13 protein-coding genes are annotated in these 14,426 nt (G+C 67.2%); 11 read left to right on the top strand and 2 right to left on the bottom strand.

Features of this window, described 5'->3' with window-relative positions; translation table 11 throughout:
• Positions 1–36 precede the first annotated feature (36 nt).
• From WDM91_02075 to WDM91_02100, 6 genes are all read left to right on the top strand, one after another.
• Positions 37–417 (top strand): response regulator, encoded by a 381-nt coding sequence (locus WDM91_02075; GenBank protein ID MEI9993355.1) that lies wholly within the window; start codon positions 37–39, stop codon positions 415–417.
• Between the two features lie 83 nt (positions 418–500).
• The gene (locus WDM91_02080) at positions 501–914 is read left to right on the top strand and encodes a hypothetical protein (GenBank protein MEI9993356.1); all 414 of its coding nucleotides are present in this window, start codon (positions 501–503) and stop codon (positions 912–914) included.
• A complete protein-coding gene (locus WDM91_02085; GenBank protein MEI9993357.1) occupies positions 914–1,255 on the top strand; it encodes a hypothetical protein in 342 nt (113 codons plus the stop codon). The genes WDM91_02080 and WDM91_02085 overlap by 1 nt, the downstream gene beginning before the upstream one ends.
• A 16-nt stretch (positions 1,256–1,271) precedes the next feature.
• Positions 1,272–2,465, top strand: a complete 1,194-nt coding sequence (locus tag WDM91_02090) for a hypothetical protein (GenBank protein MEI9993358.1) — start codon at positions 1,272–1,274, stop codon at positions 2,463–2,465.
• A gap of 200 nt (positions 2,466–2,665) precedes the next feature.
• The gene (locus WDM91_02095; GenBank protein ID MEI9993359.1) at positions 2,666–4,321 is read left to right on the top strand and encodes an FAD-dependent oxidoreductase; all 1,656 of its coding nucleotides are present in this window, start codon (positions 2,666–2,668) and stop codon (positions 4,319–4,321) included.
• Positions 4,321–4,629 (top strand): UBP-type zinc finger domain-containing protein, encoded by a 309-nt coding sequence (locus tag WDM91_02100; protein MEI9993360.1) that lies wholly within the window; start codon positions 4,321–4,323, stop codon positions 4,627–4,629. The genes WDM91_02095 and WDM91_02100 overlap by 1 nt, the downstream gene beginning before the upstream one ends.
• A 148-nt stretch (positions 4,630–4,777) precedes the next feature.
• On the opposite strand, the gene WDM91_02105 is transcribed toward WDM91_02100, so the two are convergent.
• Positions 4,778–6,850 carry a S46 family peptidase gene (locus WDM91_02105; protein MEI9993361.1) on the bottom strand — a complete coding sequence of 691 codons (2,073 nt, stop codon included), beginning with the start codon at positions 6,848–6,850 and terminating at the stop codon, positions 4,778–4,780.
• A gap of 221 nt (positions 6,851–7,071) precedes the next feature.
• Here WDM91_02105 and WDM91_02110 point away from each other — a divergent pair, with 221 nt between their 5' ends.
• The 5 genes from WDM91_02110 to WDM91_02130 all read left to right on the top strand — a co-directional run bounded on the left by WDM91_02110 (position 7,072) and on the right by WDM91_02130 (position 12,990).
• Positions 7,072–8,457 carry a pyridoxal-phosphate dependent enzyme gene (locus WDM91_02110; protein MEI9993362.1) on the top strand — a complete coding sequence of 462 codons (1,386 nt, stop codon included), beginning with the start codon at positions 7,072–7,074 and terminating at the stop codon, positions 8,455–8,457.
• Positions 8,454–9,617, top strand: coding sequence for a cystathionine gamma-synthase (locus WDM91_02115; GenBank protein MEI9993363.1), 1,164 nt, complete (start codon positions 8,454–8,456; stop codon positions 9,615–9,617). The genes WDM91_02110 and WDM91_02115 overlap by 4 nt, the downstream gene beginning before the upstream one ends.
• Before the next feature lie 247 nt (positions 9,618–9,864).
• Positions 9,865–11,043 (top strand): DUF2252 family protein, encoded by a 1,179-nt coding sequence (locus WDM91_02120; protein ID MEI9993364.1) that lies wholly within the window; start codon positions 9,865–9,867, stop codon positions 11,041–11,043.
• Between the two features lie 94 nt (positions 11,044–11,137).
• Positions 11,138–11,947: an SDR family oxidoreductase gene (locus WDM91_02125; protein ID MEI9993365.1), complete on the top strand. Its 810-nt coding sequence runs from the start codon at positions 11,138–11,140 to the stop codon at positions 11,945–11,947.
• Positions 11,944–12,990, top strand: coding sequence for a phosphotransferase (locus tag WDM91_02130; GenBank protein ID MEI9993366.1), 1,047 nt, complete (start codon positions 11,944–11,946; stop codon positions 12,988–12,990). The genes WDM91_02125 and WDM91_02130 overlap by 4 nt, the downstream gene beginning before the upstream one ends.
• Positions 12,991–13,007: 17 nt before the next feature.
• Here WDM91_02130 and WDM91_02135 read toward each other — a convergent pair whose 3' ends face one another.
• Positions 13,008–14,318, bottom strand: a complete 1,311-nt coding sequence (locus WDM91_02135; protein MEI9993367.1) for a M23 family metallopeptidase — start codon at positions 14,316–14,318, stop codon at positions 13,008–13,010.
• Positions 14,319–14,426 lie beyond the last annotated feature (108 nt).

Here is a 14,426-nt window from a genome sequence, read left to right on the forward strand (position 1 = left end):
TTCTCCTCCTCGTTGCGTTGCGGAGACGTGCTGACCTTGACCGATTTGGCCGACAACATGGTCTGGCTGGTGGATGACAACAGATCGGTCCGCGATTCGACCGGCGCGTTCCTCGAGGCGATGGGCATGGCGGTTCGAACCCACGCCTCCGCGCTCGATTTCCTGGCGCAGTTCGACCCGGACGCCAGGGGCTGCGTGATCGCCGATTACGACATGCCGGGAATGACCGGGCTCGAGTTGATCGCGGTGTTGCGCGGTCGCGGCAGTCTTCTGCCGGTGATCGTGATAACCGGCCGCGGCGACGCGGCGCTCGAGCAGCGCGTCGTGGCGGCGGGCGGCCTGACGATGCTGAACAAGCCTGTCGACGGCCTCGAACTCGCCGATCTGGTCGAGAAGACCCTGCTTAAGGCGGCCTGACGCCGCCCGCCATACGCATAATCTGCGTACGCAGACTTCTCGTACGCATATGACCTCAATATCTTGCTGCGCCGGGCGCGGGCATGATCGGGACGAAGCTGATCAAGGCACCGGTCATGACGAACAACGAAATCTGGGTGGTGGTCGCGACGGATACATCCGGCGCGCGGATTCTGGCAAACAAGGAAGGCTCGTCCAGCGTCATCGCGCGCGTCGATCTGGCGGCGCCGCTCCCCGTCGATGCCGATCAGAAGGTGGTCAGCCTTCTGGCCCTGCGTCGCCCCGCCGCCGTGCTGGCGCGCCAGATCATGCCGCTCCTGGTCGAAGGCGCCGTGTACGACGCCTATGAGGGCCTGGTCGTCGTCGCGTCCAGGGAGATGGCCCGCGAACTGCGCCTGATCATGGATCGCCGCGTGTTCAATCTGATGATCGCGGAGATCGTCGAGGACACGGCGGCTGCGAACGACGATTCCCAGCGTCTGCGGAGCGCCGTGTAATGCTCGGCCGCGCCGCTCTCGCACTCGCGATCATCGCGGTCCTCGTGCCGCACGAGCCCGACCTCGGCTTCGGCCGTCCCGGCTTGCCGCAGGCGGCGAATGCCGATGCCGTCGAAGATGCCTGCCGTGCCCTCACCGTGGCGCAAGGCGCCTGCACCGCAGCCGTCGCGGCGGCTGCCGGCCATCGGCTCGGCAGTCTCGACGACATCCAGGCGCTGGTGCTCCGGAAGATCGACGACGTGAAGGCCGACATCCGGAGCAATGGCGGCGCACATATGCAAGGTTTGGTGGGCGGCGAAAGGGGGCTCGCGGCTTCGGACGCGGGCCCCTTAGCCCATTGAGCGGACAGATCGTGCCATGATGGATTGCGCGGACAAGGTCTGGCGTGTCGACGGGACGTTCGATCCCGCGGAGCTGGCCGGCAAGCCGGCGTTCCATTTCGATCTCGCGCCGGCACTCGACCGGTTCGACGCCGGCCTGGCGCGCAACCCCGCGCGGCTCCGGCTGATGTGCGAGCAGCATGTGGTTCGCTTGGCGCCGGCGGAGCTCGTCCTGTTCCAGGATACCGCATTCTATCTCGTTGTGCGTTCCGGTGCGCCCGCGCTGGCGCTTGCCCAGACGATCAACACCACGCTTCTGCAACTGCTGTTCGGCACCGACAGCATCGCCGCCGGAAAGCTGGCGCCGCTCTTCCGGTCCGCTGCAATGACCGAAATCTGGTCCGGCCTTGCGACGCCAGCCGCAATGCCGCCGCCTCCATCGGCCGCAAAGGACGTCGAGCCCGATCCTTTCGCGCGTCTCGCTGCGAGCGGCGTGCCGGGCTATGCCGGCCTGCATCTGGGATTTTCGCCGATCTACGACCTGCGTCGCTGCACGGCGACCACCTTCCTCTGTGCGCCTTACCGCGATCCGCTCGACGCCCGGCGGGACACAGCTGCGCCGCTGCAGGCCATCGATCCGCGCGATCGGCCCTCGCTCGACGAGGCCATGCTGGAACAGAGCCTGCTGCTGACGCGGCTGATCGCCGGCGCCAACCTCGCCGCAGCCGCGGCGACGCCCGTGAGTTTCGAGACCCTGGCTTCGCCGCGCGGGCGCCGGCTCTATCAATTCGCCTTGCGGAGCGCGGCCGCCCTTGCGAATCCCTATCTGCTCGTGAAGATCGAGGATGTCCCGCCCGGTACGCCGGCCGCACGCCTCGCGGAGATCGTTGCCACGATCCGGCCGTTCGCGCCCCGCGTCTTCGTGCAGGTTCCCGACGCGGGCATGCGACTGCTCGAGGACGGTCAGCTCGGTGCCACGGGAGTTTTCGCGAAGCTGCCTGCCGCCGCCGGTCCGGTGGCGATCGCCAGACTCGCCACGGCGCTGGTGCGCGCCGCTGCCGCACAGCGGGCCTGTTCCTATATGGAGGACGTACCGGGCATGTCCGCCCTGTCTTTGGTTCGCGCCGCCGGCGTTCGCTTCGCCTCGGGCCGCGCCTTCGGCGGCATGCCGCACGACACGCCGCGGAAGGTCGTCGAGGCGCTTCTCAAATCCGCCGCCCGCGCGGCGTGAGCCGCCGGCCGAATACCGCCATACCGCATAGGGTGATCGGCTACGGCCGCCGCGAAGTCGCGTGAAGCGCCGAAATCGGAGCCCGATCCGCCGATCGCCCATCTGCGCGCTTGCGGTCCGGCCTCGCCATGGCGTTTCATGCAAACGTGATCGCGCGCGGAGCGATGGCCCGGTCTCCGCATCGTCTTCCAGAGGTAGTCATGGCCATTGCGGCCCAGTCCATCATCGCCGACCGCCACGACCAGGTCTTCCCGCGGCTGACCCCGGCGGAGGTCGAACGCATCCGCCGCTTCGGCGAGACCCGCGCCTATGCGTTGGGGGATGCCGTCGCCCGGACGGGCGAGGTGTCGCCGGGCTTCTTCATCGTCCTCAAGGGCGAGATCGCGATCAAGCAGCGCGACAGCCTGGGTCGCGAAGAGCTCATCGTCACCCACGGCCCCGGCCATTTCCTCGGCGAGCTGGCGCAGCTCTCGGGCCGGCCGTCCCTGGTCGACGCAACCGCGCTCACCGCTGTCGAGACCATCGTCATCCGGCCGCAGCGTCTGCGCGACCTGCTGGTCGAGGAGGCCGAACTCGGCGAGCGCATCATGCGGGCCCTCATCCTGCGCCGCGTCAGCCTGATCGAGAGCGGCGGCGGCGGGCCGATCATCGTCGGCCGCGAGACGCAGGGCGATGTCCTGCGCCTCGCCTCCTTCCTGCGCCGCAACGGCCATCCCTACACCATCCTCTGTCCGGGCGAGGATGAAGACGCGCGGGCGCTGCTCGAGCGCTTCCATGTCGAACCGCACGAATTGCCGATCGTGCTCTGTCCCAACGGCGAGCTGCTGCGAAATCCGGACGAGAACGTGCTCGCCCGCTGCCTCGGTCTGGTCGGGGCTCTGGACCCCGACCGGCTCTATGACGTCGCCATCGTCGGTTCCGGCCCGGCGGGCCTGGGCGCGGCGGTGTATGCGGCATCGGAGGGGCTTTGCGTCATCCTGCTCGACTGCCGCGCCTTCGGCGGCCAGGCCGGCGCCTCGGCGCGTATCGAGAACTATCTGGGCTTTCCCACCGGGATCAGCGGCATGGCGTTGATGGGCCGTGCTTTCAACCAGGCGCAGAAATTCGGTGCCGAGATGGCGATCCCGGACGAGGTCGTGAACCTCTCGCAGAACGGCGAGGTCTTCCACCTCGATCTCGCCAACACGGAACGGGTCCAGGCCCGCTCGGTCATCGTCGCGAGCGGCGCGCGCTACAAACAGCTCAGCGTCGCCGAGATGGAGCGCTATGACGGCTCGCACATCCACTATTGGGCGTCGCCGATGGAGGCGCAGATCTGCGCCGGCCAGGAGATCGTGCTGGTCGGCGGCGGCAATTCGGCCGGACAGGCGGCGGTCTATCTCGCCACCAAGGCGAAGAAGGTCACCATGCTGCTGCGCGGCGCCGGGCTGGCCGCGACCATGTCGCGCTACCTGATCGACCGCATCGCGGCACAGCCCAATATCGAGCTGGTGCCGCATAGCGAGATCACCGAACTCAAGGGCGAGAACGGCCAGCTCCGCTCCGTCTGCTGGACCAGCCGCGACACCGGCGGGAAGACCGAGCGGCCCATCGCCCACATCTTTCTCTTCATCGGCGCCGATCCCAACACCGATTGGCTGAAGAGCTGCGACGTCCGGCTCGACCCGAAAGGCTTCGTCTGTACCGGCGACACCCATCCGCTCGAGACCAGCCGTCCCGGCATCTTCGCGATCGGCGATGTCCGCGCCGGCTCGATCAAGCGCGTCGCCGCCGCGGTGGGGGAGGGCGCCCAGGTGGTCTCCGCCATCCATGCCTATCTGGCCGATGGCGGTCCTATCGCAACGGAGAAGGTCTGATGGCCGACAGCTGCTCGCATCTGGAGACGATCCGCGACGTGACGCCCAGCGCGCTGGGCTGCGAGGAATGCCTCAAGACCGGCTCGCCCTGGGTGCATCTGCGGCTCTGCCGGACCTGCGGCCATGTCGGCTGCTGCGACTCCTCGCCCAACCGCCATGCCACCAAGCATTTCCACAAGACCAAACACCCGATCATCGAGGGCTACGACCCGCCGGAGCATTGGGGCTGGTGCTACGTCGACGAGTTCATGTTCGACCTGTCGGACAGGGCGACACCGCAGAGAGGCCCGATTCCGAAGTTTGTTTGATCAAGCAAACCTGTCATCCCCGGCGAACATCGCGCGGAAGCGCGATGTGAGGGAAGGGGACCCAGGTACCTGAACAAGCACCGGTGCTGTAGAAGCACCTGGGTCGCTCCCCCTCGCTTCGCTCGGCCGGGGATGACAAGTTTTTGCGCTACTTCCCCGTCAACTCCGCCACCAGCGCGTCATTCTTGTAAACGCCCCGCAGCGCCTCCGTGATCGCGGCCGTCGACACCGCGACGCCGCGGTTCACCTTGTCGTCGAACCCGAACGCGCCGCCCAGGCTGAGGATGTTGCCGTCGAAGATCGCGCCGATCACGTTGCCTTTGGCGTCGATCATGGGCGAGCCGGAATTGCCGCCGATGATGTCGACGTCGATCGCATAGTCGAACACCGTCTTCGGATCGAGCGCGCCCTGCGCGGCCGCCCAGCGCGGCGACACCGCGAAGGGATACTGCCCTGTCGCGCGGTCCCACAGCCCGCCGAAATAGGTGAAGGACGGCACCGTCACGCCGTGATCCGTCCAGCCCTCGACCTGGCCATAGGACAGGCGCAGCGAGAAGGTCGCGTCGGGATAGGCCTTGGTGCCATAGATCGCGAAGCGTGCCTTGGCGATCCTCTCCGCCGCCCGGTCGGTCGGCGTGCTCACGCGGTCTTCATACTCTTTGCGGATCGCGCGGCTCGTCTCGTCGGTCGCCAGCACATACTGGATCAGCGGGTCCTTCGACGCCTTGATCGCGGGGAGGCCGCCGTCCCACAGCGCCTTGCGCACCGCCGGATCGGCCAGCTTGGTGCCGGCGACCAGCCGCGCCGCCAGCGCCTCGGGCGCATCCTTGCCCAGGAAGGCCTTGGTGCCGGGCGCATCCGCCGTGAGGTTCTCGCGCAGCTTGGAGAGCCAGAACTCCAGCGCCAGCGTCTCCACGCCCGGATAGACCGGCGCGGGATCGAGCAGCATCTTCTCGATCAGCGGCAGGCGGCTGTCGCCATATTCCGGCAGCCGGTCGCCGTTCGGCTTGGTCCGCTCCTCGGCGCCGCGCACCAGCTGGCGAGCATAGCGGAAGAGGTCCGAGCCGGCACCGGCACGGCCTTCCATGAAGGTGTACGGCCGGTTCAGCGCGGCGCGCGCGATCTGCACCTTGGCGATGTCGGCCCAGGGATCGCCGATCTCCTTGGAGAGCTTCGCATCCTTCGCGATGCGTGCCCGCAGGTCGGCATCGTATTTGTGCTTGGCCGCGATCAGCGCCGGATCGACCAGCGCCTCTTCCTCGCCATGCAGCGCCTTGTAGGAGTTCTCGATCCCGAACAGCAGGTCCTTGGCGACGCGATCGTTCTCCGGACTCTGCTCGCTGAAGAGGATCAGCCGGCCGCGCAGTTCCGCGAAGGTCAGCAGCGTGTCGGGGAGTACGAAGTCGCGCAGCGACTCCAGCTGCTCGGCGGTCAGGAGCCGTTGGGTCGAGCCCGGATTGCCCGCCACGAACACCGGCTCGTGATCCGCCGGCGCCGTGGTGCGCCAGGTCAGGTGCTGCGGCGTCGCCACCGGCTTGCCGTCCTCATAGAGGCGCACGAAGGAGCAATCGAGGTCGTAGCGCGGGAAGTTGAAATTGTCCGGATCGCCGCCGAAGAACGCCATCGATTCTTCGGGCGCGAAGACCAGCCGCACATCGGCGTATTTGCGATAGGCGTAAAGCTTGTACTGGCCGCCCTGATAGAGCGTCACCACTTGGCAGTGGAAGGTCTTCTCGCGGCCCGCGCAGCCTTCCTTCTCGATGGCCGCGATCTCGGCGTCGCGCGCCTTCTTGAAGTCGCCGCCGATCTTGCCCGCCGTCGCGGCGTTCACGCGCGCGGTCTGGTCGGTGATCTTGTCCAGGATCTCGGCCTGCATGCCGGGACACAGCCGCTCGTCCTCGCGGCGCGCCGCGGAGAAGCCGTCCTTGATGTAGTCCGAGGTCGGCGTCGACAGGTCCTGGGCGCAGTCGCGCACGCAGTGATGGTTGGTCAGCACCAGGCCCGAGGCCGACACGACGGAAGCCGAGCAGCCGGTCGACAGGCGAACCGCCGCCGCCTGCACGCGGTCGAGCCATGCCTGGTCGACGTCCACGCCATATTTCGCCTTCACCGTGGCGGAGGGGAAATTGTCGAACGTCCACATGCCCTCATCGGCGCTTGCGGCGGCCGTGAAAGCGGCCAGTGCAGCGAGCGACAGCGTCAGGCGCCTGATCATACGCATCCTGGGAGACCCCTCATGATTCTGTGCCCCGGAGTGTTAGCCGAGAATCCGCGAGGGAGGAACCGTCCCCCCGCGGCGCCCGAACCCTGCGGCTTGTCCGCCTTCCACGACAGTTAAATGCGGGGAAAATATCCACCGGGACAGCATCGTATAAGAGGTTCCCGCCCGGAAACCGCCCGGCTTTCGCGCTATGGTGGCAATGCAATCCAAATTCGTGGCCCATGCCCGCTCCCAAAGCCGTTCGCACCGCGCTCGACCTCATCGGCAACACGCCCGTCGTCGAGCTCACCCATTTCGACATCGGCCCCTGCCGCCTCTTCGCAAAGCTGGAGAGCCAGAATCCCGGCGGCTCGATCAAGGATCGCATCGGCCTCTCGATGATCGAGGCTGCCGAGAAAAGCGGCGCCCTCAAGCCCGGCGGCACCATCGTGGAAGCCACCGCCGGCAACACCGGGCTGGGCCTCGCCCAGGTCGCGGTGGCGAAGGGCTACAAGCTCATCCTCGTCGTGCCCGACAAGATGGCGCGCGAGAAGATCCTCCACCTGCGCGCGCTCGGCGTCGACGTCCGCATGACGCGCTCCGACGTCGGCAAGGGCCATGCCGAATACTACCAGGATATGGCTGCCCGCATCGCGACGGAGAACCAGGCGCACTACATCAACCAGTTCGCCAACCCCGCGAACCCGTTCGCGCATGAGACGACGACCGGCCCCGAGATCTGGGAGCAGATGGAGCACGACGTCGACGCCGTGGTCTGCGGCGTCGGCTCCGGCGGCACGCTCACCGGTCTCGGCCGCTTCTTCGCCAAGGTCTCGCCCAAGACCGAAATGGTGCTGGCGGATCCGGTCGGTTCGATCCTCACGCCGCTGATCAAGACCGGCAAGACCATCGAGGCCGGTTCCTGGGTGATCGAAGGTATCGGCGAGGATTTCGTGCCGCCCAATGCCGATCTCGCCTTCGTCAAGGCCGCCTATGCGATCTCCGACAAGGAAAGCATCGAGGCGGCGCGCGAATTGCTCGCCAAGGAAGGCATCCTGGCCGGCTCGTCCTCCGGCACGCTGCTCGCCGCCGCGCTGCGCTATTGCCGCGAGCAGAAGACGCCCAAGCGCGTCGTCACGCTGGTTTGCGACAGCGGCAACAAATACCTCTCCAAGGTCTACAATGATTTCTGGGTGATCGAGCAGGGCCTGTCGGAGCAGAAACTCAAAGGCGATCTCTCCGACCTGATCTCGCGCCGCTTCGACACCGGCGCCACGGTGACCGTCGGTCCGGAGGACACGCTCCTCACCGCCTATAACCGCATGCGCACCGGCGACGTCTCCCAGCTTCCCGTCGTCGTCGAGGGCGCCCTGGTCGGCATCATCGACGAGAGCGACATCCTGACCGCGGTCGAGGGCAGCGACGCCGAACGCAAGGCCAAGTTCGCCGAGCCGATCAAACACGCCATGACCACCGCGCCCAAGACGCTGGCGGTCGACGCGCCGCTCTCCGCTTTGGTGCCGATCTTCCAGCACAACGAAGTGGCCCTGGTCTGCGACCATGGTAAGTTCGTCGGCCTGATCACCCGCATCGACCTCATCAACCACATCCGGCTGCACCAGCGATGACCGACCACAAGAACCGCCTCGCCTTCTCGACGCGCACCATCCACGCCGGCCAAAGCCCCGATCCGACGACCGGCGCGGTGATGATGCCGATCTACGCGACCTCGACCTACGCCCAGGAGAGTCCGGGCGTGCACAAGGGTTACGAATATTCGCGCAGCCAGAATCCCACCCGCATGGCGTTCGAGCGCTGCATCGCCGACCTCGAAAGCGGCAGCGACGGCATGGCCTTCGCCTCGGGCCTCGCGGCGATCTCTACGATCCTCGAACTGCTCGACACCGGCAGCCACGTCATCGCCAGCGATGATCTCTATGGCGGCTCCTTCCGCCTGTTCGACAAGGTGCGCCGGCGCAGCGCGGGCCTGGACTTCAGCTTCGTCGACCTCTCCGACACCAAGGCCATCGAGGCCGCGATCCGCCCGAACACAAAGCTCATCTGGGTCGAGACGCCCACCAACCCGCTGCTGCGCCTCGCCGACCTCGGCGCCATCGCGGCCGTCGCGCGCAAGCACAAGCTCCTCACCGCCGCCGACAACACCTTCGCGAGCCCCTATGTCCAGCGCCCGCTGGAGCACGGCATCGACATCGTGATGCATTCGACCACGAAATATCTCAACGGCCATTCCGACATCGTCGGCGGCGTGGTGGTGAGCAACGAGGCCGAGCTCACCCAGCGCCTGCGCTTCCTGCACAACGCCATCGGCAGCATCGCCGGCCCGTTCGACAGCTTCCTCGCGCTGCGCGGCCTCAAGACCCTGGCCCTGCGCATGGAACGGCACTGCGGCAACGCGCTGAAGATCGCCGCATGGTTGGAGGCGCATCCGAAAGTCGAGCGCGTGATTTATCCCGGTCTCGAAAGCCATCCGCAGCACGCGCTGGCCAAAAAGCAGATGCAGGGCGGCTTCGGCGGCATCGTCACCTTCTTCGTCAAAGGCGGCCTGACGTCCACCAAGCGCGTCCTCGAGCGCACCCAGCTCTTCACCCTGGCCGAGAGCCTCGGCGGCGTCGAAAGCCTGATCGAGCATCCCGCGATCATGACCCACGCCTCGATCCCGCCGGAGCAGCGCGAGCGGATCGGGATATCGGACAGCTTGGTGCGGCTGAGCGTAGGCATCGAAGACGCCGACGACCTGATCGCGGATTTGGGACAGGCGTTAAGTTAAACCCCAGCTGTCATCCCCGGCTGAGCGATGCGTAGCATCGCGAAGGGAAGGGGATCCAGGCATCTACGCGGCTCCGGTGCTTGTGGTTGGCACCTGGGTCCCCTTCCCCTCGCTTCGCTCGGCCGGGGATGACAGCGGGCGTGGTGGCGATAGCGCGCACCCAGTCACCAAACCGTCACAATCCCGGAACGACTTCCCCCGAGCCGAGTTCCCTCCCCAGCGATTTCGAAGGGCGACGGCTGTGACGATGATGGACCGGGACGATATCCTCACGCGCACCCGCAACGCCAAGATGGCGCGCTCGGCGCACGCCTATGTCCGCGGCAACACGATCAAGTTCTACGATTGGCTGAACAGCAGTTCGCGCGCCAGCCTGCCGGACGGCCCATCGGTGTGGATCTGCGGCGACTGCCATGTCGGCAATCTGGGGCCGCTGGCCGACGCCGAGGGTCGCGTCGACATCCAGATCCGCGACCTCGACCAGACCGTGATCGGCAATCCCGCGCACGACCTGGTCCGGCTCGGCCTGTCGTTGGCGACCGCGGCGCGAGGCTCCGACCTTCCCGGCGTCACCACCTCCCACATGCTCGAAGAGATGGTGATCGGCTACACCGAGGCGCTCGGGCGCCGGCGCCGGCCGCAACAAGCGTCGCGGCAGGACACCGCGGTCGGCCGTATCATGCAGCGCGCGCTGCGCCGCCGCTGGCGCCATCTTGCGGAAGAGCGCATCAAGGATGCCCGCCCGACCATCCCGCTGGGCAGCAAGTTCTGGAAGCTCACCGGCGAGGAGCAGGCGCAGATCGCCGACTTGGTCGCCACCGCGCCGCTCCGCGCGTTGGTCACCTCCCTGCACAGCCGCGACACCGACTCCAAGATCGATCTCCTCGACGCGGCCTATTGGGTGAAGGGCTGCAGTTCGCTCGGCCGCCTGCGCTATGCGGTGCTGGTCGGGGTCGGCAAGCACCACAACCCGCGGAAGGGCGGCATCTGCTTCCTCGACATCAAGGAAGCAACCGCCGCCGCCGCACCGCGCGCCGCGGACGCCGCGATGCCGCGCGACTACGCCGAGCGCGTGGTGACGGGGGCGCAGCACCTGGCGCCCAATCTGGGCACGCGCATGCTGGCCGCGAAGCTCAATGGCAGATCCGTCGTGATACGCGAACTGATGCCGCAAGACTTGAAGCTCGAAATCGACCAGCTCAGCCGCGACGAAGCGGTGTCGGTCGCGCGCTATCTCGCCGGCGTCGTGGGCTATGCACATGCGCGGCAGATGGACCGGAACGCCCGCGCCGCCTGGAAGAAGGAGTTGTCCAGGCATCACAGCAAGACACTCGAAGCGCCGTCGTGGCTCTGGACGGCCGTGGTCGATCTGGTGGCCAGTCACGAGGCGGGATACCTCGAACACTGCCGCCGCAATGCCGCCTGATCGCAAAGTATCGAGCGCGGCGCTGCGTCAACTGTTTGCCGGTTGACGCGCGCCCCGCCGCCCGTAACCTGCGCCCGCCTGAACGGAGCGCACGATGTCCAAAGCAGACGGCCGCAAATCGATCTTCATCACCGGGGCCGCCTCCGGCATGGGCCGCGAGACCGCGAAGCTCTTCGCCGGCAAGGGCTGGTTCGTCGGCGGCTACGACGTCAACGAGACCGGCCTCAAGACGCTGGAGCAGGAGATCGGCTCGGGCAATTGCATCACCGGCCTGCTCGATGTGACGCAGCGCGAGGCCTATCGCAAGACGCTCGCCCAATTCGCGGAAGCGACCGACGGCAAGCTCGACATCCTCTACAACAACGCCGGCATCGGCCGCGGCGGCTTCTTCGCCGACCAGAATTTCGACGACATCCTCGCCGTTGTGAACGTCAATTTCGTCTCGGTGCTGATCGGCATCCATGAGGCGATCCCATATCTGAAGGCGACGCCCAACGCGCTATGCTTCACCACCTCGTCGTCCTCGGCGACCTATGGCATGCCCGGCATCGCGGTCTATTCCGCCACCAAGCACGCCGTGAAGGGCCTCACCGAAGCCCTTGCCGTCGAGTTCAAGATGCTCGGCATCCGCGCCGCCGACGTGCTGCCCGGCCTGATCGACACGCCGATCCTGCCGCCCGGCGTCGCGGCTGCGGCGCCGAAAGAGGGCATGTTCCGCGCCATCCCGCCGGTCGAGGTCGCCAAGGTCGTGTGGGAGGCCTATCACTCCGAAAAGCTGCATTGGTATGTGCCGCCCGAGCTGGTCGAGCTCGACAAGGCGGCGACGCTCGATCCCGAAGGCACCCGCGACGGCATGGCCGCCGGCACGCTGTTTGAAACGCTGAACAGGCTGTCGAAGCCATGAGCGACGACCTGGTCGGCGAGGTCGCCCCCGCGCACCGCTTCGACGAAGCGAGGCTGAGGGCGCATCTCGAACGCCACATCGACGGCTTCGGCCACGGCATGGTCGTGCAGCAGATCAAGGGCGGCGCCTCCAACCCGACCTTCAAGCTCGCGACGCAAGGTCCGGACGGCCCGCTGCACTACGTCCTGCGCAAGAAGCCGCCGGGCCAGCTCCTCGCCAGTGCGCACCAGGTCGACCGCGAATATCGCGTGATGAAGGCGCTCGAGGGCACCGGCGTGCCGGTTCCGCGCATGCGCCACCTGGAGCGGGATGACTCCGTCATCGGCACGGCGTTCTACGTGATGGACTTCCTCGAAGGCCGCATCTTCCGCGATGCGACGCTGCCCGGCCTGACGCCATCCGAGCGCAGCGCGATCTATGACGAGCTCAACGCGACTCTCGCGAAACTGCATCAGGTCGATTACCAAGCCGTCGGCCTCGGCGACTTCGGCCGCCCCGGCGGCTATTTCGAGCGCCAGGTGGCGCGCTGGATCAAGCAATATCGCGGTGCCGAGAGCGAGCACATCCCCGCGATGGAGGCGCTGATCGAAGAGCTGCCCAAGCGCATTCCCGCCGACCTTTCCGTCGCCATCGCGCATGGCGACTACCGGCTCGAGAACGTCATGTTCCATCCGACCGAGCCGCGCCTGATCGCCGTGCTCGACTGGGAGCTCTGCACCATCGGCCACCCGCTCGCCGACATCGGCTACAACGGCTTTCTCTGGCATTCCGAAGGGCAGAACTGGGGCAGCCTGCGCGGCGTCGACTTCGCCGCGAGCGGAATCCCCACCGAGGTCGAATACCGCGACGCCTATTGCCGCCGCACCGGCCGCGCCGGGATCCCCGAGTGGAATTTCTACGTCGCGTTCGGCGCCTTCCGTCTTGCCGCGATCAGCCAGGGCGTCTACCGCCGAATCCTCTCCGGCAACGCCTCGACCGACCGTCCCGCGGTCAACGGCACGCCGCGCCTCGCGGAGCAGGCGCTGGAAATCCTGAACGGCTGAATGCGCGCAAAGCGGGCTCAGAACACCGAGGGCCCGTCGCTGCAGGACATCCGTGCCAGCGCGGCCAGGGTCGGCCAGTTCTCGTAGGGATCGGACGCGCCGCCGCACACGAAGCCGCCCTTGTGCAAATGCCCGGCGGGGCAGAGCTGGAGATGGACATGCGGCCCGGTCGAGCGCCCCGTGCTGCCCGCGAAGCCGAGCACGTCGCCGCGCTGCACCATCTGCCCGTCCCGTACATCGAGCCGGCGCATATGCCCGTTGACGATCACCGGCGCGTCGCGGCCCGTCGCCTGCAGCGCCACGAAATTGCCGAGGCCGCCATCGAAGGCCGCGAACAGCACGCGCCCATCCGCCATCGCCCGCACCGGCGTGCCGTCCTTCACCGCAAGGTCGACACCCTGGTGCTTTTCACTGCGCCCTGGCTCCAGCGGATCGTCGCGCCAGCCATAGAGGCTTGAGACATGGCATTGCACGCCCGGCGCGAAGAGCGACCCATAGGTCGTGTCGCGTCCCGACAGCGTCTCCCCGCCAATCGCGAAGCGCAACGCGTCATGCGCGTCCGCGCCGCTGTAATGCCGCCAGCCCGCATGCGCCGCGATGGCCAGCACGAAAGCGCTCACCGCGATCCCCCCCAAGGCGATGCGCTTGCGCAAGGTCGGCGCGCGCGCCGTCATCCCGGTCTTGGATTGTTTGGCCAGCAGCAGCAATCCACAAAGCCCGATCAGCCCCGGCTCGAAATAGCGCACCAATGCCGCGTCGAACGCCGCGAGCCTGGCGCTGGTCTCGCCGCCCGCCAGCCACAGCACCGGCTGCAGCAGCCACGGGATGATCCGCGCATAGCCCAGCATGATGAAGACCCACAGCCCGCCGAGCGCCATCGCGGCCGCCAGCGCATGGCCGAGAACCCGCGTCGCGGGATGCGCTTTGACGTCGAGCCGGGCATGCGCCGCCTTCAGCGCCGCCATGACGAACAGCCCGAACGCCAGCCAGGGCAATCCATCGTTCAGCACGGCGTAAATCATGGGCGCGATGCCGAGCCATAGCGCGAATGCCATCCCCGGCGCCGTCATCGTCATGGCCGCGGCGAACAGCAGGATGGCCGCGACGACGTTGAGCGCCGCCAGCCATGTCGCCTCGAACGCGAACCAGCGCCACAGCAGGCCATGCGAATGCGTGTCGCCCTTGCGGATCTGCGGCCGGATGCCGAGCGCCGCCAGCGTCTCTTCCAGCGCCTGCCGAAAGTCCGGCAGCAATGGCGCGGGCCGGCGGATGACCGCCGGCCCGGCGCGCGCGGATCGCCGCGCAGCGCGCAAATCCCACCGACTCATCGATACCGGGTTCCCAATGTTGCGAAGCGCGCCAAAGGCGTGGCCGTTAACTGTGACGGGAAGAGGGCATTGTGCCCGGTCGCGGAGTTTCCGCCAAGCAAAGGGATG

Source organism: Rhizomicrobium sp. (assembly GCA_037200385.1).
Classification (GTDB): domain Bacteria; phylum Pseudomonadota; class Alphaproteobacteria; order Micropepsales; family Micropepsaceae; genus Rhizomicrobium.